The sequence below is a fragment of the Rhodococcoides navarretei genome, assembly GCF_038069675.1.
GTDB classification, from domain to species: domain Bacteria; phylum Actinomycetota; class Actinomycetes; order Mycobacteriales; family Mycobacteriaceae; genus Rhodococcoides; species Rhodococcoides navarretei.
Map to the genome: position 1 here is coordinate 1 of NZ_JBBPCN010000001.1, position 19,829 is coordinate 19,829.

Annotated in this window: 14 protein-coding genes and 2 tRNA genes; 15 read left to right on the forward strand and 1 reads right to left on the reverse strand. The window is 64.0% G+C overall.

What is annotated here, in order from left to right:
- From dnaA to AABD04_RS00075, 15 genes are all read left to right on the forward strand, one after another.
- Positions 1-1,416: chromosomal replication initiator protein DnaA (gene dnaA, locus AABD04_RS00005; RefSeq protein ID WP_341439754.1), on the forward strand; the 1,416-nt coding region annotated here is incomplete at its 5' end.
- 583 nt (positions 1,417-1,999) lie between these two features.
- Positions 2,000-3,184: a DNA polymerase III subunit beta gene (gene dnaN / locus AABD04_RS00010; protein ID WP_243595692.1), complete on the forward strand. Its 1,185-nt coding sequence runs from the start codon at positions 2,000-2,002 to the stop codon at positions 3,182-3,184.
- A 114-nt stretch (positions 3,185-3,298) separates the two neighbouring features.
- A complete protein-coding gene (gene gnd / locus AABD04_RS00015) occupies positions 3,299-4,225 on the forward strand; it encodes a phosphogluconate dehydrogenase (NAD(+)-dependent, decarboxylating) (protein ID WP_243595693.1) in 927 nt (308 codons plus the stop codon).
- Positions 4,226-5,458 carry a DNA replication/repair protein RecF gene (gene recF / locus AABD04_RS00020; protein WP_341439755.1) on the forward strand — a complete coding sequence of 411 codons (1,233 nt, stop codon included), beginning with the start codon at positions 4,226-4,228 and terminating at the stop codon, positions 5,456-5,458. It abuts the gene before it with no gap.
- The gene (locus AABD04_RS00025) at positions 5,455-6,015 is read left to right on the forward strand and encodes a DUF721 family protein (protein ID WP_243595695.1); all 561 of its coding nucleotides are present in this window, start codon (positions 5,455-5,457) and stop codon (positions 6,013-6,015) included. Before recF ends, AABD04_RS00025 begins: the two co-directional genes overlap by 4 nt.
- Positions 6,016-6,182: 167 nt before the next feature.
- A complete protein-coding gene (locus AABD04_RS00030) occupies positions 6,183-7,100 on the forward strand; it encodes a metal-dependent hydrolase (protein ID WP_341439756.1) in 918 nt (305 codons plus the stop codon).
- Positions 7,101-7,132: 32 nt separating this feature from the next.
- Positions 7,133-8,230, forward strand: coding sequence for a PDR/VanB family oxidoreductase (locus AABD04_RS00035; protein WP_423228195.1), 1,098 nt, complete (start codon positions 7,133-7,135; stop codon positions 8,228-8,230).
- A 255-nt stretch (positions 8,231-8,485) separates the two neighbouring features.
- A complete protein-coding gene (gene gyrB, locus AABD04_RS00040; protein WP_243595697.1) occupies positions 8,486-10,528 on the forward strand; it encodes a DNA topoisomerase (ATP-hydrolyzing) subunit B in 2,043 nt (680 codons plus the stop codon).
- Positions 10,529-10,596: 68 nt separating this feature from the next.
- Positions 10,597-13,140, forward strand: coding sequence for a DNA gyrase subunit A (gene gyrA / locus AABD04_RS00045; protein WP_335741124.1), 2,544 nt, complete (start codon positions 10,597-10,599; stop codon positions 13,138-13,140).
- Entirely contained in the window at positions 13,141-14,574 is a 1,434-nt protein-coding gene (locus AABD04_RS00050; RefSeq protein WP_341439758.1) for a DUF3566 domain-containing protein, read from the forward strand.
- A 109-nt stretch (positions 14,575-14,683) separates the two neighbouring features.
- Positions 14,684-14,757 (forward strand) — tRNA-Ile (locus AABD04_RS00055).
- Between the two features lie 190 nt (positions 14,758-14,947).
- Positions 14,948-15,020: transfer RNA gene (locus tag AABD04_RS00060), tRNA-Ala, on the forward strand.
- Positions 15,021-15,438: 418 nt separating this feature from the next.
- Complete coding sequence (locus AABD04_RS00065; RefSeq protein WP_243595700.1) at positions 15,439-16,389, forward strand: acyl-ACP desaturase; 951 nt, start codon at positions 15,439-15,441, stop codon at positions 16,387-16,389.
- A gap of 205 nt (positions 16,390-16,594) precedes the next feature.
- The gene (locus AABD04_RS00070) at positions 16,595-17,593 is read left to right on the forward strand and encodes a GGDEF domain-containing protein (RefSeq protein WP_243595701.1); all 999 of its coding nucleotides are present in this window, start codon (positions 16,595-16,597) and stop codon (positions 17,591-17,593) included.
- Between the two features lie 120 nt (positions 17,594-17,713).
- Entirely contained in the window at positions 17,714-19,342 is a 1,629-nt protein-coding gene (locus AABD04_RS00075; RefSeq protein ID WP_341439759.1) for an alpha/beta hydrolase, read from the forward strand.
- Here AABD04_RS00075 and AABD04_RS00080 read toward each other — a convergent pair.
- Positions 19,337-19,753 (reverse strand): hypothetical protein, encoded by a 417-nt coding sequence (locus AABD04_RS00080; RefSeq protein ID WP_341439760.1) that lies wholly within the window; start codon positions 19,751-19,753, stop codon positions 19,337-19,339. The genes AABD04_RS00075 and AABD04_RS00080 overlap by 6 nt on opposite strands.
- Between the last annotated feature and the right edge of the window lie 76 nt (positions 19,754-19,829).

The following is a 19,829-nucleotide window of genomic DNA, read 5'->3' on the forward strand; positions in this document are numbered from 1 at the left end:
GTCAAACCGCTGACATTGACTCAAGGGTTCGCGCTCCTGGCAGTTCCGTCGACCTTCGCCCAGGAAGCGATCGAACGAGATCTTCGCGAACCCATTCTCGGCGCCCTCGGGCGTCACCTGGGACAGGGTGTCGAGGGACTCGGAGTGCGCATCTCCGCTCCCGAGGACGAGAAGATCGACTCCGAACGTTCGACGTACCCCGATGCCCCAAGTTCCCCGACCTACCGGCGCCGCGTGCTGACCAGCAGGGACGACGAGCCGTCGGACTCCGAGACCGCCGACTACGAGGAGGTCGACGACGAACGCGAGGCACTGGCCAGCGTCCAGAACTCCTGGCCGACGTACTTCACGAAACCGCCCGATTCGACGCCGCCGTCCTCGGGTGCGAACAGCCTCAACTCGAAGTACACCTTCGACACCTTCGTCATCGGCGCCTCCAATCGGTTTGCACACGCCGCTGCGGTGGCCATTGCCGAAGCACCTGCTCGCGCGTACAACCCGCTGTTCGTGTGGGGGGCGTCGGGCCTGGGCAAGACTCACCTCCTGCACGCGGCCGGTCACTACGCGCAGCGTCTGTTCCCGGGCATGCGCGTCAAGTACGTCTCGACCGAGGAATTCACCAACGACTTCATCAACAGTCTTCGTGACGACCGCAAAGTGGCGTTCAAACGCCGCTACCGCGAGACCGACGTGCTGCTCGTCGACGACATCCAGTTCATCGAGGGCAAGGAGGGCATCCAGGAGGAGTTCTTCCACACCTTCAACACCTTGCACAACGCGAACAAACAGATCGTCGTCTCGTCCGACCGGCCACCGAAGCAGTTGGCCACGCTCGAGGAGCGGCTTCGTACCCGCTTCGAGTGGGGCCTGATCACCGATGTGCAGCCGCCCGAGCTCGAGACGCGTATCGCCATTCTGAGCAAGAAGGCTCGGATGGACCGGCTCGATGTGCCGCACGACGTGCTCGAGCTCATCGCTAGTCGAATCGAGCGCAATATCCGTGAGCTCGAAGGCGCCCTCATTCGCGTGACGGCTTTCGCATCGCTCAACGGGCAAGCACTCGACCTCACTCTGGCCGAGGTGGTTCTGCGCGATCTGATCCCCGATTCGTCGAGTCTGGAGATCAATGCGGCCACGATCATGGCCGTCACGGCGGAGTACTTCAACACGTCCATCGAGGACCTGTGCGGGCCGGGCAAGGCGCGAGCACTGGCCATGGCCAGGCAGATAGCGATGTATCTCTGCCGCGAGCTCACCGACCTGTCGTTGCCCAAGATCGGCCAGACGTTCGGTCGCGACCACACGACGGTGATGTACGCGGACAAGAAGATCCGCAAGGAGATGACCGAGCGTCGCAAGGTGTACGACCAGGTCCAGGAGCTGACCGCGCGGATCAAGCAGCGCTCGAAGCGGTAGACGACCGAGCGCTGACGAACACGGACAACGGCACCGAATCCCATCGCGGATTCGGTGCCGTTGCTGTTTTCCCGTCGTTCGTCGGACCGATTCTCGACCCCGATTCCGCGAGTTTTCGAGGCGCCGACCATTGATTCACACCTGTGGATAACCATGTGGACAACATCGAAGTTCTGGGGATGGAGTGTGGGCGCCTGTGCACCGATGGGATTCGTCCACAGGGCGCCGAGCATCAACCTCGCATTGGTCCCGAGTTCATCCCCACGACACCACGCTCGGCCACCAGCGCTTCGATGGGTCCGTGCACAGATTCCACAGGACCTATTAATACTTCTGTTTTCTCCTTGAAAGAACTTCTTTGAAAACAGGTGTTGGGGAACGATCCGTTCACAGGCCCTCCGAGATGGCTCGAATCCCACGTTCGCGCCGAAGCTCGCGCTTTCGTCTTCGCTTCGGAGGGCATACGGTGTGCTTGCGCTGGATGTGCCAGACTCGTCGTTGCATCGGTTCGAGCCGCAACGATCGAGGTTGCTTCGCCGGACCGTGAAGACGAACGCCACCGAACGAGAGGAAATGCCGAGCGATGGAGCTTGGAAGTTTGAAGTTTCGCGTTGCTCGTGAAGATTTTTCCGATTCCGTCGCGTGGGTGGCCCGTAGCCTGCCGTCGCGACCGCCCGTGCCCGTTCTCGGTGGAGTTCTCCTCGCCGCCGACGAGCAGGGTCTGACGGTCTCCGGATTCGACTACGAGGTCTCCGCTCAGGTGAAAGTGTCGGCCGAGGTTGCCACCGCAGGCCGAGTTCTGGTGTCGGGCAAGCTACTTGCCGATATCACGAAGTCGCTGCCGAACAAGCCGGTCGACGTCACGGTCGATGGAACTCGCGTTCTGATCAACTGCGGCAGCGCCAAGTTCTCGCTGCCCACGATGCCCGTCGAGGACTACCCGCAACTGCCCGAGCTGCCCAGCCAGACCGGTTCTCTGGCCGGGGACGTGTTCTCCGAAGCCATCGCCCAGGTCGCCATTGCGGCGGGCAAGGACGACACCCTGCCCATGCTGACCGGTATCCGCGTCGAGATCGACGGCACCAATGTCGTTCTGGCGGCCACCGACCGTTTTCGATTGGCCGTCCGTCAGGTCGATTGGACGCCGGCCGGTGCCGACACCACCACAGCGGTGCTCATCCCGGCCAAGACCCTCTCGGAGTCTGCCAAGACCCTGGGCGGCAACGCCGGCTCGCCGGTCGAGCTCGCTCTCGGTTCCGGTTCGTCGATCGGTAGCGATGGCTTGCTCGGCATCGTCAGCGACGGGCGCCGCACCACCACGCGACTGCTCGACGCCGAATTCCCGAAGTTCCGTCAGCTGTTGCCTGCCGAACACACCGCGGTGGCCACCCTCGAGATCGCGTCGCTCGTCGAGGCCATCAAGCGTGTGGCGCTCGTGGCCGAGCGCGGTGCGCAGGTGCGTCTCGAGTTCAACGCCGACGGTGTGCTCCTGTCTGCAGGTGGTGACGACGCAGGCCGAGCCGAGGAGGCACTGCCTGCCGATTTCCAGGGCGAGGCGCTGACCATCGCCTTCAATCCCGGCTATCTGATCGACGGCCTGTCTTCGCTGCACAGCGAGAAGGTCACGTTCGGGTTCACGACCCCGAGCCGGCCCGCAGTGCTGCGTCCGACGTCCGACGAGGAGTTGGTGGCCGACGATGCAGGCAAGTTCGCGGCGCCGCAGTCGGAGTACACGTATTTGTTGATGCCGGTCAGGCTGCCGGGCTGATCCTGCCTGGCTACTGTGGAACCTGCGGGTCTTCGCAGCGATCGGTCGGTCGCTGCGCTTGCTCCACTGACCTTCTACCGGATCTACACCTGACACAGACAAGGACACCTCATCATGCAGCTGGGCTTGGTCGGTCTCGGAAAAATGGGCTTCAACATGCGCGAGAGACTGCGCGAGCACGGCCATGAGGTGATCGGTTACGACCCCCGACCGGAGGTGACGGATACGCCGTCGTTGGCCGGTCTGGCAGAGTCGTTGACGGCTCCGCGTGTGGTGTGGGTGATGGTTCCGTCCGGCAAGATAACCCGCGATACCGTCACCGGTCTGGCGGATGTGCTCGAGCCCGGTGATCTGGTCATCGACGGCGGGAACTCACGATTCACCGATGACAAGCCGAACGCAGAGTTGTTGGACGCCAAGGGAATCGGGTACATCGATGCCGGCGTATCCGGTGGCGTCTGGGGTCTGAAGAACGGCTACGGCCTGATGGTGGGCGGACAGGACGAGCACGTCGACCGCGCGATGCCGATCTTCGACGCGTTGCGTCCGGAAGGCGAGCGTGCGGACGGTTTTGTGCATGCCGGTCCGGTCGGTGCCGGTCACTACTCGAAGATGGTGCACAACGGCATCGAATACGGGTTGATGCAGGCATACGCCGAGGGCTACGAGATCCTCGAAGCGGAGGAACTCGTACAGGATGTGCAGGGCGTACTGCGGGCCTGGAGCAAGGGCACGGTCGTGCGGTCGTGGCTACTCGATCTGTTGGTCGAAGCGCTGGCTCAGGACCCGGAATTCAGTGAGATCTCGGGGTACACCGAGGATTCGGGTGAGGGCCGCTGGACCGTCGAAGAAGCCATCAGGCACGCTGTGCCTGCACCGGTCATCTCCGCGGCGTTGTTCGCGAGATTTGCTTCGCGGCAGGAGGATTCGCCGGCCATGAAGGCTGTCTCGGCTCTGCGCAATCAGTTCGGCGGGCACGCGGTCAAGAAGGCCGACGCCGACGAGACCCTGCGCGCCCCGGCGCCGAAGAACACCGAGTAAGTGTTCGTCCGGTCTCTGCAGCTACACGATTTCCGATCCTGGGACGACGTGACCGTCGACCTTGGACCGGGATCGACCGTGTTCGTGGGGCCGAACGGTCACGGCAAGACCAATCTGCTCGAATCATTGAACTATCTGTCGACGCTGTCCTCGCACCGTGTGTCGTCGGACGCTCCCATGATCCGGGCCGGTGCTGCCAAGGCATTCGTGGGCAGTGCCGTGGTCAATCACGGCCGTGAATTGATCATCGATGTGGAGCTTCTCGACGGCAGGGCCAACAAGGCTCGGATGAACAGGTCCCCGCTGCGGCGTCCGCGCGAGATCCTGGGCGTCCTGCAGAGTGTGTTGTTCGCGCCCGAGGATCTCTCGCTCGTCCGCGGCGATCCCGGCGAACGACGACGCTATCTCGACGAGCTGCTCACCACCCGTCTTCCTCGAATGGCCACTGTCCGTGCCGATTACGACAAAGTACTGAGACAACGATCGGCACTGCTGAAGACGGCGAGTGGATCCTTGCGTCGCGGATCGTCGTCGGGCGACGGCGCGAGTGCGCTTGCCACCCTCGACGTCTGGGATGGTCACCTCGCCGCACACGGAGCTCGATTGCTCGCTGCCAGAATAGGTTTGGTGCACGAACTGATGCCCTTCGTGCAGCAGGCCTACAGTTCGATCGCGCCGGAATCGCGATTGGCGTCCGTTGCCTACCGGTGCAGTCTCGCCGATGCGTTGCCGCCGGAGTTCTCCGATGCCGATCGGGTGCCCGAACACGACGATATCGATGTCTTGGAAGCTGCTTTCCTGCATCAGCTTTCGGTGATGCGACAGCGGGAGATCGAACGCGGGGTGTGTCTAGTCGGTCCTCATCGGGACGATCTGGAACTGATGTTGGGGGATCAACCGACGAAAGGCTTTGCCAGCCACGGTGAATCGTGGTCGTATGCACTCTCCCTCAGGCTCGGATCGTTCGCGCTGCTGCGCGAGGACGGGACCGACCCGGTCCTGATGCTCGACGACGTGTTCGCCGAACTCGATCGAAAGAGACGCGCGGCGTTGGCGGCAGTGGCCGCCGACGCGGAACAGGTACTGATCACCGCGGCGGTTCCCGAGGACGTGCCACCCGAGCTGGACGCCAGACGGTACGGCGTGGAGGCTCGCCAGGAAGTCGATTCCGGTGCGGCCGGGCGTATTTCGACCATCACCGACCTGTCGGTGTCGGAGGGTGAGGTGTCATGAGCGACGAGACGAACCCACCCGCGTCCGATGAGCAGCCCGAATTGAAAGGGGTCGACCTCGCGCGTCGAGCATTGGAGGACGCACGGGCCGCGGCCAAAGCCAGTGGCAAGTCGGTGGGGCAGGGACGGTCGTCGCCGACCGGCGGAGTTCGAGCACTGCGGGGGCGTCGTCGACGTGGATGGTCGGGAGCAGGGCCCGACGACCGAGATCCGCAGGCTTTCGGTGCGCTGGCGAATTCGATCGCCTCCAAGCGAGGATGGTCGGCCAAGGTATCCGAGGGAGCGGTGCTGGGCCGGTGGCCGCACGTCGTCGGGGAGGACATTGCGGCGCACGCCGACCCCACCGGCCTCAAGGACGGAGTCCTGAGTATTTCCGCCGAGTCCACGGCATGGGCGACGCAACTGAGGCTGATGCAGTCGCAGATACTGGCCAAGATCGCTGCCGCCGTCGGTCATGGTGTGGTGACGTCCCTTCGGATCACCGGTCCGACGACGCAGAGTTGGAGGAAGGGCGAGCGTCACGTCCGCGGACGAGGTCCGCGCGATACGTACGGATAGTGAGACGTCCCAACGATCGCTTTCCGAACAAACTGGTCCAGGTGATCCTCAACAGATGTTGGGGTCAGTGTTGCTGTGACACGATGCATGTGCGTAGCGTGATTCCAGACACGCAACGGTCGGGGGACCGAAGTAACTGTTCTGCGCGCATCGGACGAGGAGAAGTTGTGTCTGCACCAACGAAGAAGACATCGACAGCGGCCGTCGACGTCGACGGAACCCCCGAAGATCGAGTCATCCTTCATGCCCGGAACGTGGAATTCGACTGGAACTCCCTACCGCTGCACTACATGGACGGTAACCCGCTCGCGACGCACTTGATCAACGTGATGCACCTGCTTCTGCCCGAGGGCGAGGAGTGGTTCGTGCGCACGTTCAAGGAGGCGTTGCCTCTCATCCACGACGACCAACTGCGCGACGACGTGATCGGGTTCATCGGCCAGGAAGCCATGCATGCGCAGGCTCACACCGAAGTCCACGATCAGCTTCGGGCGCACGGCATCGATGTCGATCCCTACGTCGACCAGATGAAGTTCCTGTTCGGTCGGGCGCTCGGCAACAGGTCCGGCCACGGTCAGAACAGTCTGGTCGAGCGTCTGGCGCTGATCGCTGCCGCCGAGCACCTGACTGCGTTCCTGGGCGATTGGGTTCTGAACGCGTCGGAATTGGACGAGGCCGACGTCGATCCGATCATGTTGGATCTGTTGCGGTGGCACGGTGCCGAAGAGGTCGAACATCGGTCGGTGGCCTACGAGGTGATGCGATATTTCGACGTGCGTCCCGCCCGCCGAATTCGTACGTACGTCGTCATCGCGCCCACCCTCGTGTGGTTCTGGACCCGTGGCGTTCGTTTCCTGATGAGCCAGGACCCGACGCTGGCGCACCTGCCACCCAAGGAGCGCACGCCGTCGTTCCGAGAATTCAGGAAAGTCGCGAAGTCCGGCCTGTTTCCGACGCCGATGTCGATGGTGAAGGCGTCGTTGCGCTACTTCAAGAGCACATACCACCCTTCGCAGGAAGGGTCGACGGCGCAGGCAGTGCGGTATCTGGCCACCTCACCGGCAGCTCGGTCCGCCGATCGATGACCAAACGCACGTTGCGGAGCAAGCTCGGCGCAATGGCACAGATGGTGGATTCGTTCCGGACGGGACGCACCATCCCGAAGAATCTGTACGGCCGCGACGAGCCCGATCAGACGGTGTCTCTGGTGACCGATGCGCTCGACAAATGGTTCGCGCTGCTCGACGGTGACGATTACGACGCGTCGTTCGCTGCACCGCCCGTCGCACGCACCCAGCTGCTGACGTTGGTCTCACGAGAGCCTCTGTGTGTCGACGAGGACGTCGTCCAACTGACCTTCGCCGTGGCCGACGGCTCTGTGTTGCCTGCGTGGGCACCGGGGATGCACCTGGACTTCTACCTCCCGTCGGGACGCCGCCGGCAGTACTCGCTGTGTGGACGGCCCGATGACGACTCGTACTCGATCGCAGTACGTCTGGTGCCCGACGGCGGTGGTGGCTCTCGCGAGATGCACGATCTTCGGATCGGAAGCGAAGTCGCAATTCGCGGGCCGCGCAACGGATTCCCGTTCGTGCAGTCCGAACATGCGGTGTTCGTGGCCGGAGGAATCGGCATCACCGCCATCATCTCGATGGTGCGTCGCGCCCGTGAGACGGGGATGGACTGGCATCTCGTCTACTGCGGCCGTTCGCGTGAGTCGATGCCGTTCCTCGACGAGATCGCGGGCTGGGACGCCGATCGCGTGACCGTGCGCACCGACGACGTGGACGGCATGCCGTCGAGCATGGATCTGTTGGGAGCGGCGGCTCCCGGCGGATCGGTCTACGTGTGTGGACCTCCGCCGATGATCGACCTGGTTCGGGCCTCGTTCGATTCGCTGCCCGCGACACATCTGCACTTCGAGCGGTTCTCGCCGCCGCCGGTGAAGAACGGCACCGAATTCGAGGTACAGCTCGTCGATTCCGGCGAGGTCATCGCGGTCGGTCCGAACGAGACTGCCCTGCATGCCATTCGGCGTCTGCGGCCCGATGTGGCGTACTCCTGCCAGCAAGGGTTCTGCGGAACGTGTCGGGTTCGAGTGCTCAGTGGAACACCGCAACATCGGGAGAATCGGCTCACTGCCGAGGAACAGCGCCAGGAGATGTTGATCTGCGTCTCGCGTTCCGAGGGCGAACGGATCGTGCTCGATCTGTAGTGGTGCCGCTGCTTTCACCCTTCATATTTGTCGTCCGGCACCGAGAAAATGCGCCTGTGGCGCAATCAGGGGCCTTTTAGGGGTGTCATCGAGCCCATGCTGTCGCAGCCACCCAGTACTATGGACCGGTACGACATCAAGCCCGGAACAAACGCATGGACCGAGCACGGTCGAAACGACCGTGCCGACCCTGCGGTAGCACCTACGTCAGGTGTGAGCGGGGTAGTGGACGCGTAGAAGGAGAACCAGCTAACCGTGGCTGCCCAGAAGTCAGGTAACAGTGAGAACAGCAAGGATTACGGCGCATCTTCCATCACGGTCCTCGAGGGCCTGGAAGCAGTTCGTAAGAGGCCCGGTATGTACATCGGTTCCACCGGTGAACGAGGCCTGCACCACCTGATCTGGGAGGTCGTCGACAACTCCGTCGACGAGGCCATGGCCGGCTATGCCTCCACCGTCGACGTCACCATCCACGAGGACGGCAGCGTCGAGGTCAAGGACGACGGGCGAGGAATTCCCGTCGCCATGCACTCCTCCGGTGTCCCCACCGTCGAGGTCGTCATGACGCAGCTGCACGCAGGCGGCAAGTTCGACTCCGACTCCTACGCGGTGTCCGGTGGACTGCACGGCGTCGGCATCTCGGTGGTGAACGCGCTCTCCACCAAGGTCGAACTGCAGATCGCCCGCGACGGTCATCGCTACAAGCAGACCTACGACTACGCCAAGCCCAGTCCTCTCGAGACCGTCGGCGATACCAAGGAGACCGGTACCACCGTGCGCTTCTGGGCGGACGGCAAGATCTTCGAGACTCTCGATTACAGCTTCGAGACCGTGCACCGCCGCCTGCAGGAGATGGCGTTCCTGAACAAGGGACTGACCATCAACTTCACCGACGAGCGAGTGGCGGCCACCGACGCGACCGAGGAAGAACTCGGCGAGACCGCCGAGGCACCCAAGACTGCCGAGGAAGAGCAGGCCGACGCCGCAGCTGCGAAGCCTGCCAAGGTCCGCAAGCGGACGTACCACTACCCCGACGGCCTGGTGGACTTCGTCAAGCACATCAACCGCACCAAGACCGCGATTCATAATTCCGTCGTCGGCTTCACCGGAAAAGGTGAGGGCCACGAGGTCGAGATCGCCATGCAGTGGAACGCCGGCTACTCCGAATCGGTGCACACCTTCGCCAACACGATCAACACGCACGAGGGCGGTACCCACGAAGAGGGCTTCCGTACCGCATTGACGTCCACGGTGAACAAGTACGCGATCGAGAAGAAGCTGGTCAAGGAGAAGGACGTCAAGCTCACCGGCGACGACATCCGAGAGGGGCTGGCCGCGGTCATCTCGGTGCGGGTCGGGGAGCCGCAGTTCGAGGGCCAGACCAAGACCAAGCTCGGCAACACCGAGATTCGGTCGTTCGTACAGAAGGCATGCAACGAGCACCTGGCGCACTGGTTCGAATCGAACCCGGCCGACGCCAAGACCATCATCAACAAGGCGGTCTCGTCCGCGCAGGCCCGGATGGCTGCGCGTAAGGCGCGAGAGTTGGTGCGCCGCAAGAGTGCAACCGATATCGGCGGCCTTCCCGGCAAGCTCGCCGACTGCCGCTCGAACGATCCGAGCAAGTCCGAGATCTACATCGTGGAGGGCGACTCCGCCGGCGGTTCGGCCAAATCGGGGCGAGACTCGATGTTCCAGGCGATCCTCCCGCTGCGCGGAAAGATCATCAACGTCGAGAAGGCCCGCATCGACCGCGTCCTCAAGAACAACGAGGTCCAGTCGATCATCACCGCGTTCGGCACCGGTATCCACGACGAGTTCGACATCACCAAGCTGCGCTACCACAAGATCGTGCTGATGGCCGACGCCGACGTCGACGGCCAGCACATCTCCACCCTGCTGATGACGCTGTTGTTCCGCTTCATGCGTCCGCTGATCGAGCACGGTCACGTGTATCTGGCCATGCCGCCGCTGTACAAGCTCAAGTGGAGTCGCGGCGAACCGGACTTCGCCTACTCCGACCGCGAGCGCGATGGTCTGCTCGAGGCCGGAATCGCCAACAAGCGCAAGATCAACGTCGAGGACGGCGTCCAGCGCTACAAGGGCCTCGGCGAGATGAACGCCAAGGAACTGTGGGAGACCACGATGGATCCGACGGTTCGCGTCCTGCGTCTGGTGACTCTGGACGACGCGGCGGCCGCCGACGAACTGTTCAGCGTTCTGATGGGCGAGGACGTCTCCGCGCGTCGTAGCTTCATCGCCCGCAACGCGAAAGATGTTCGCTTTCTTGACGTTTAGTCACTTCCCTGCACGCATCGATGAGTTCTCTCGGTGCGTGCAGGTGACCGTTTCTCGAGGAGATTTGCATGTCTGACATCACCGAACCGCCGGTAGGACCCCCGCCGGGTTCGACCACCAACGCCGAGGGCGGCGACCGGATCGATCCGGTCGACATCCAGCAGGAAATGCAGCGCAGCTACATCGACTACGCCATGAGCGTCATCGTCGGTCGCGCCCTGCCCGAGGTCCGCGACGGCCTCAAGCCGGTGCACCGCCGCGTGCTGTACGCGATGTACGACTCCGGCTTCCGGCCCGACCGCAGCTACGTCAAATCCGCACGCCCCGTTGCCGAGACGATGGGTAACTACCACCCCCACGGCGACACCTCGATCTACGACGCGCTGGTGCGTCTGGCCCAGCCGTGGTCGATGCGATACCCGCTGGTCGACGGTCAGGGCAACTTCGGTTCCCGCGGCAACGACGGTGCCGCAGCCATGCGTTACACCGAGGCACGGCTGACTCCGCTCGCGATGGAGATGCTGCGGGACATCGACGAGGAAACCGTCGACTTCATCCCCAACTACGACGGCAAAACCCAAGAGCCGACGGTACTTCCGTCGCGGGTGCCGAACCTGTTGATGAACGGCTCCAACGGCATCGCCGTGGGTATGGCGACCAACATCCCCCCGCACAACCTGCGTGAACTGGGCGACGCGGTGTTCTGGGCTCTGGACAACTTCGAGGCCGACGAGGAAGCCACGCTCGCGGCGTGCATGGAACGCGTCAAGGGCCCCGACTTCCCGACGCACGGTCTCATCGTCGGTGGCCAGGGTATCCAGGATGCGTACTCCACCGGTCGCGGCTCCATCCGCATGCGCGGCGTCGTCGAGATCGAGGAAGATGCCAACGGTCGCACCACGATCGTGATCACCGAGCTGCCGTACCAGGTCAACCCGGACAACCTGATCACCTCCATCGCCGAGCAGGTCCGAGACGGCAAGCTCTCGGGGATCTCCAAGATCGACGACGAGTCCTCCGATCGTGTCGGTATGCGCATCGTCGTGACGATCAAGCGTGACGCGGTCGCGAAGGTCGTGCTCAACAACCTCTACAAGCATTCGCAGCTGCAGACGAGCTTCGGTGCGAACATGCTCTCGATCGTCGACGGCGTTCCGCGTACCTTGCGCCTGGACCAGATGATCAGGTTCTACGTCACTCACCAACTCGACGTGATCGTCCGCCGCACACGCTATCGACTGCGCAAGGCCGAAGAGCGCGCCCACATTCTGCGCGGACTGGTCAAGGCACTCGATGCTCTCGACGAGGTCATCGCGCTCATCCGTGCCTCGCAGACTGTCGATCTCGCCAAGCAGGGCTTGATCGACCTGCTCGACATCGACGAGATCCAGGCCCAGGCGATCCTCGACATGCAGCTGCGACGCCTCGCAGCACTCGAGCGTCAGAAGATCATCGACGAGTTGGCAGAACTCGAACGAACGATCGCCGACCTGCAGGACATCCTGGCGAAGCCCGAGCGGCAGCGACAGATCGTGCGTGACGAGCTCGCCGAGATCGTGGAGAAGTTCGGCGACGACCGTCGTACGCGCATCATCGCCGCCGACGGGGACGTCAACGACGAGGATCTCATCGCGCGGGAGAACGTGGTCGTCACGATCACCGAGACCGGTTACGCCAAGCGCACCAGAACCGACCTCTACCGTTCGCAGAAGCGCGGCGGCAAGGGCGTGATGGGTGCGGGCCTCAAGCAGGACGACATCGTCAGCAAGTTCTTCGTCTGCTCGACGCACGACTGGATCCTGTTCTTCACCACCAAGGGCCGCGTCTACCGGGCCAAGGCCTACGAGCTGCCCGAGGCGAACCGAACCGCACGCGGTCAGCACGTCGCGAACCTGCTCGCCTTCCAGCCGGACGAACGCATCGCCCAGGTCATCCAGATCAAGACCTACGAGGACGCTCCGTACCTGGTGCTCGCCACCAAGGGCGGTCTCGTCAAGAAGTCGCGACTGACCGACTTCGATTCCAACCGCAGCGGCGGCATCGTCGCGGTCAACCTGCGCGGCGACGACGAGTTGGTCGGGGCCGTTCTCGCGTCCTCGGACGACGATCTGCTGTTGGTCTCGGCGCAGGGCCAGTCCATCCGGTTCTCCGCGACCGACGAGGTGCTGCGCCCGATGGGCCGCGCCACCTCCGGTGTGCAGGGCATGCGATTCAACGGCGAGGACGCGTTGCTCTCCCTCAACGTCGTCAGCGAGAACAAGTTCTTGCTGGTCGCTACGTCGGGTGGCTACTCCAAGCGCACCGCGATGGAGGACTACCCCCAGCAGGGTCGTGGCGGAAAGGGAGTGCTGACAATCCAGTACGACCCGAAGCGTGGCACGCTGGTGGGAGCTCTCATCGTCGACGACGAGGACGAGCTGTACGCCATCACGTCGAGTGGTGGCGTAATTCGGACCGCTGCCAAGCAGGTTCGGAAAGCCGGCCGACAGACCAAGGGCGTGCGGTTGATGAATCTCGGTGAAGGCGACACATTGCTCGCGATCGCGCGCAACGCCGACGAGATCGAACCGGATGCTCTGGGCACCGAAGACGATGCAGCGAAGGAGTCGTAAGTGAGCACTCCCAACCGGCCTGGTAGCAGGCCCGGCCCCAACGGTGGCCCGGACAGCCGGGATTCCGCGCGGGCCGAGCAGCCCGCGCGTCCCGCGCCGCCCGAGGGAGCTCGCCCGGGCAGCAGGCCGCAGCCGGCCGCTCGTCCTGCGCCCGCAGCCGGCCGCGGACCTGCCCCGCAGGGTGGTGCTCGCCCTCCGGCACGTCCGGCTCAGGCTGCGCCGAACGGTCCGGCCCGACCGGCTCAGGGACCCCCGCCTTCGCCGCGACCGCCTGCACCGCAGGGACCGCCTGCACCGCAGGGACCGCCTGCACCGCAGGGACCGCCTTCGCAGGCTCCGGGGTCGAGTGCTCAGGGGTCGCCCGCACCCAGGCAGGGTCAGCCGCCCCAGGCCCCCAACAAGCAGCCCGCCTCGGGTCAGCCGACTTCCGGACGGCCGCACAACGGTCAGCCGGCAAACGGCCAGCCTCCGCAACGGCAGGACCCTGTCGGTCCACCTCCCCGTCCGGCCGGCTCACAGGCCTCGGGATCGCAGCCCTCGGGATCGCAGCCCTCGGGATCGCAGCCGTCCGCGCCCACCGAGGCGTCGCGCGCACCGGAGGGTCCGGCTACCGGTGAAGCCGATCGGCACTCCGGTCGAGGGCAGGATCAGCCCGGTCCGGCCGCGACGCAAGCGATGCCCGCTCAGCAGAACGACGGCCAGCAGGGAACTCCGCCGTGGCAGCGAGGTGCGGGTCAGCGTCCCGCTCCCCAGGGAGCAGACGATCGGCAGCAGCCGCAGAATCAGCCGCAGACCAACCTGTCCGGCCGCGGGGCTGCGCTACCCCCGACCGGGGAGTCCGAGCGGGCTGCCCGTACGACCGCCGACCCCGTCCAGCGTGAGTCGACCGAGGACAAGACCGAACGCCGGGAAGCAGCCCGGTCGAAGGCCGCGGTCATCGACGGGCCGACCCGGCACATCGAACGCAAGGATCTGGCGAAGGACATGCCGGATCTGTCCGCCGTCCGGCATCCGGAGCCGTCCCAGTCCGAGCGCGCAGCACCCACGGCCATCACCGCGGTGTCCAGCGCGGACGGTGATCCTCTGCGGGCGACCATCCAGATTCGCAAGATCGATCCGTGGTCGACACTCAAGATCGCCCTGGTGATCGCAGTGTCACTGTTCTTCGTGTGGATGGTGGCCGTCGGTTTGCTGTACGCGGTGCTCGACGGCATGGGCGTCTGGGAGCGTCTCAACAGTGCCTTCACCGAGATCGTGAACGAATCCGGCGACGGCGGTCTCGTCAGTGCGGGGCAGGTGTTCGGCTACGCGGCAGTGATCGGTGTGATCAATGTCGTACTGTTCACCGCACTCACCACCATCGGTGCTTTCATCTACAACCTGTCTTCGGACCTGGTGGGTGGCGTCGAAGTGACATTGGCAGACCGCGACTGACCTGCACCATCGAGAGCCGTATCGGGCCGTTTTGGAAGACAGCGGCCCGATACGGTAATCTCATCCCTCGGTTCGAGGATAGGTTTTCTTCGGACCGAATCAGTGATGAGGGCCTATAGCTCAGGCGGTTAGAGCGCTTCCCTGATAAGGAAGAGGTCGGAGGTTCAAGTCCTCCTAGGCCCACACCGAACGAACGAAAAGAGGCGGGACGTGAAAATCCTTCTTCTCGTCGCATCGGCGGTGATCGCAGTGCTGACACTATCGAAGGTGCGCTCGCAACGCAGCTCGGACGGCGTCTGGCACAGCATCCCCACCGTGTGACAATCGCTCGGAGTGGACGTGTAAAGTTCGTCTACGATTAACGGCAACACCCGGGGCCTTAGCTCAGTTGGTAGAGCGCTGCCTTTGCAAGGCAGATGTCAGGAGTTCGAATCTCCTAGGCTCCACAAAGAACAGGACGTCCACTTCGGTGGGCGTCCTTTTTCGTTTCTCCGGCCCCTGCGGCCCCACCGCCCCGCCCCGAGTCCACTCGATGTGCCATTGACCCCCGAAAAGTCCACCGGATGTGCCATTGAGTACCCAAGGGCTGCGGGCGAGCTCACCCGAATGGTTGTGATCGAACCCAAGGTGGTCTCCGGTTGGGCGCCCATATGTCCAGACAGTCGATCGTTCTGTTTCGCAAGCACGAGTCGGTCCATAGCGTTGTCGGTGTTCAAGAGCGTCGGTTCTCGAATCGATGTGAGTGATCGCGGCGGCGCACCGCAGGGGGGTGTGCCGTCGTTCGATCTCGGCGGAAGGTGTTCGCCACAGTCTCGAATCGATCGGCGATTTCAGACATTTCGGATTTCTAAGGAGCCCCGGCCAATGACGCGCGTTCTCGATCACGAAGAGCTGTTGACCGAACTCGACGGCACGCTGGAAGCCAATTTGAATCGTCATCTGTCGATGGCGAAGGAGTGGCATCCCCATGACTACGTTCCGTGGGATCTGGGTCGGAACTTTGCGGCGATGGGTGGGGAGGACTGGTCGCTCGAGCAATCCTCGTTGTCGGAGTTGGCCCGCACCGCGATGATCACGAACTTGCTCACCGAGGACAATCTGCCGTCGTATCACCGGGGGTTGGCGGATAATTTCTCGCTCGACGGTGCGTGGGGCACGTGGGTGGGGCGGTGGACGGCAGAGGAGAACCGTCACGGCATCGTGATGCGCGATTATCTGGTGGTGACGCGTGCGGTCGACCCTGTGGAGTTGGAGCGGGCTCGGATGCATCACATGACGGTGGGTGTCGATGCACCCATGGATGGCGCGAACTTCTTGCATTCGGTGGCGTACGTGACGTTCCAGGAGTTGGCGACGCGGGTCTCGCACCGGAACACGGGATTGGCGTGCGGGGATCCGGTAGCCGATCGAATGCTGGCTCGGGTGGCGGCGGATGAGAACCTGCACATGATCTTCTACCGAAACCTGGGTGAGGCGTCGCTGGATCTGGTGCCGGATCAGATGGTTCGCGCCATCACCGACGTCGCTACCGACTTTCAGATGCCCGGCCTGAACATGCCCAATTTCCGTAAGAACGCGATGATCCTGGCCAAGAACGGGATCTACGATCTCCGCCAGCATCTGGACGAGGTATTGATGCCGGTGTTGCGTAAGTGGAGGATTTTCGAGCGGAACGATTTCACCGGTGAGGGCGAGCGCGATCGCGATCGTCTGGCGGCGTTCGTGGAGGATCTGGCGGCCAAGGCAACCAAGTTCGAGGAGTCACGCGACCGCCTCCTCGCCAGGGAGGCTGCGCGCGCCGAGAAGGCGTCCTGACCTGCTGCGCTTTCCCTGTCCGGAGTCGTGGTCGAGGCACGGGGATGTTAGAGTCCGGGCATCGTTGGGTCATGTGAGGCGATGGCCGTAGTGCGTGGGGAGGGCCGATGGTGCCTGGGGGGTATCGGATGAGCGGTGGGGCACGCTTCTGTGTGTCCTGTCCGCAGCCGGCAGAGGCATGGCCTTGCGTGGCTGGAATCGGCTGGTGAGCAGGCTCAGGTTCGACGAGTCTGGCCGCATGCTCGCGGTGTTCGCGGCAGTCACCACGGTTCTCTACGCCGCCAGCGCCATTGCGTCGTGGTCGAACCTGTCCGGTGCCCAGCAGGTTCTGGCGGCGTTGGCGCTGCTGCTGGGCCCGCTGGCGATCGTGGTGCTGGCGAGGGCGGGTGTGCCGAGCCCCAAACACGCAGTGGGATTCGCGACTGCATTGTCGGTGGTGGCCCTGGCGTGCGCGCTGGGCAGTAGCGACACCATGCCTGCGTTCTTGATCTGTGTACAGGCGGCCATGTTTCTCGGTATGCACATCGGTGCGTTCTGGTCCGAGCGCAATGCCGGCATTTGGGTTGCAGTGCTTGCTGTTTCGGCAGTCATCGGTGCCGCGATCGCGCCGTACGGTACGCCCTTCATCAGTTACATCCTCGTTGCTCTCGGAATCGTCGGCGCGACCGAGGTATTCGGTGTGTTCGCGCGTCGAATGCGCTACTCCGCGACGCACGACGCGCTGACAGGGCTGCTCAATCGCTTCGGCTTCGAGTCCAAGATCGACAAGATGTTGCCGGCATGCGCTGCCCGTGGCTTGTCGGTCAGCCTTGCCGTACTCGATCTGGACAACTTCAAGGAAATCAACGACGAGTACGGCCACATCGCCGGTGACGTTCTGCTCACCAGGGTCTCGAAAGCCTGGAAGGGCCAGCTGACCAGACGCGACGTGCTCGGTCGGCTCGGTGGCGACGAATTCGTGCTGTTCATGCCGGGGGTTCTGGAAAAGGAAGCCTGGCAGATCATCGAGAGATTGCGTCGCGCACACCGCGCCGAATGGAGCGTCGGCCTCGCGTGCATGCCCGCGGATCGCCGTTGGGGCGAGATCTACCGCGCAGCAGACGCCGATCTGTACCGGGCGAAGCGAAGCAGGCCACCGAGAACCAGTCGGCAGTCCGATCCCGACGCCGGCTACAGCGGCCCAGTTCGCAGAATTGCGCAGTAGCATCCGCACTCCCCATCGTTGATCCCCAGATTTTGTCCACAGGCTGTGGATAGATTTCCCGTTTCGGTTCACCCTTCGCGTTGACTCGTCGGAAACGACGATGCTGCAGGGGGATACGCGATGGTCACTCTCGACCAATTCAGATCATGGGACAGCCACGTGCTGGCTACCGTGTCCGAGCACCTCATGCGTCGGTGGCGCGACATGACCGGCCTGCACGATTCGGCCACAGACGAGATCATGTTCGACGGGTGGAGCGGCCCTGCGGCCGATGCGGCGCGGGAGGCACTCGGACGCATCCGACTCGAACTGTCGAATGCCACCGACGAGTTGCTCCGGATCGCGACGTGCACCGCGGATGCCGCCATCGATATGGCGAGTGTGGTTGCAGCCCTGCGCGCAGTGGAGCAAGCGGCCACGGACGAGCGATTCACCGTCGCATCCGACGGCACGGTGACCGACACCGCGTCGTACTCGGTTGCGTCGGCCGACCTGTGGTCGACGAGGCGAGAGCGACGCCGCCGCTGCGAGGAATTGACCGACCGCATCTCGCAGCTGGTGCGAAGTGCGACCGACTTCGACCACGCCCTTGCCCGACGCCTTGCCGGGCGAGCCTCGGCCGATGCAATCGCAACCGTGGTTGCGGCTTCGGTGCCACACGCTGCAACACCGGCTGCCAATGCCGCCTTCTGGAGCGCGCTCTCGCCCGCGGCGCGCACCCGGCTGCTCGTCGAGCAGCCCGCCCTGATCGGCAATCTGGACGGTCTGCCCGGACGTGTCCGCGACAGCGCGAACCGTCGGGTGCTGGTCGCCGAGCGCATTCGCCTGCGTGCTACCGAGTTGGAACTGCGTAAAGAGCTGGAGGGCAACACCTTCGGCGGCTTGTTCACGGACGCCGATGCCGGCTTGGAGCAGACTCGAGCGCGGCTGGCGTCGCTCGATGCAATCGAGGCGGCCTTGGAGCGGGGAGGACGGCAGCTTCTGGTGCTCGACAATTCCTCGTACGAGGAAACGATGGCAGCTGTCGCGGTAGGCGATGTCGATACGGCAACCCATGTGGCCGTCTTCGTACCCGGCCTCGACTCGACCGTGCACGGAAACGGGCTCCGGTACGACGGAGACATGGAGAACTTGAAACAAGCTGTGCAACAGCTACTTCCGGGAGATACGTCGCAGACTGCGGCCGCGGTGACCTGGCTCGACTACCAGGCCCCTCAGCTCGGGTGGAGCATGCTCGATCCCGACCGGACGGTGGTGTCCGGCGCGGCGGCCAGGGCCGGGGCCGATCGACTGGCACCGTTTCTGGACGGACTCGACGCCGCACGCGCGAGCGATCCTCACTTGTCGGTACTGGCCCACTCGTACGGATCCCTCACTGCAGCAGCGGCTTTCCGGAACGACACCGGGGTCGACGACTTCGTGGCTCTGGGATCACCGGGACTGGGCACCCACAGCGTGGAGGATCTTCGGCTTCCGACGGGGCACGTGTTTGCAGCCGAGGCAGGCGCGGATATCGTGGCCGACCTCGGTGCGTTCGGCCGTGACCCGGGCGTGCTGGACGGCATCACGCTTCTCGCCACCGACGGATCCGATGGACTCATCGGCTCGCGCGGACACAGCGACTATCTGACCGATGGGACGACCAGTGCTCACAACGCAGCACTGGTCGTCGCCGACCGTAGCGAGGAGGCCGTGATCCGGACCAGGCCCGGCCTGTTCGATCTGGTGCAGAGAATTCTGTATCTATGACGACGCTTCGTCGTAGTCGGCCAGACTCGGCGGAACATCGGCAGGTGGCGGTACCTCGTTGCGACGGCGACCGACAAGGAACACCGCGCCTCCCACAACGGCCGCCGCGGCACCGAGGAGCAGGAACTTTCGGGTCCGACGCGATCCCGACTCGGCCGTGACCAACGCTGTGGTGCGGTTCGCGCGCGCGATGTGCTCCGCGGTGGCTGCCCGTCTCTGGGCGGCTTGCTTGCGAGCCAGGCCGTAGCCTTTCTTGGCCAGCAGCAGACCGACTCCGGCCGGGCCCTTGCTCGCGGCGGAGGCCGCGCCGAGCAGCGCAGACGCAGCCGCTCGCCTCGGTCGTTCCGCAGGCTCCGCTCCTGCGGTACCGGTGGTCGACCGAATCTGATCGGACTTCGTTGTGCTCGTCATACCCTCACTGTTCCACAACAGCCCCTGTCGAACCGTCCTGATGCACCCGTCTCGATGCCCGTTGTGAACTGCCCGG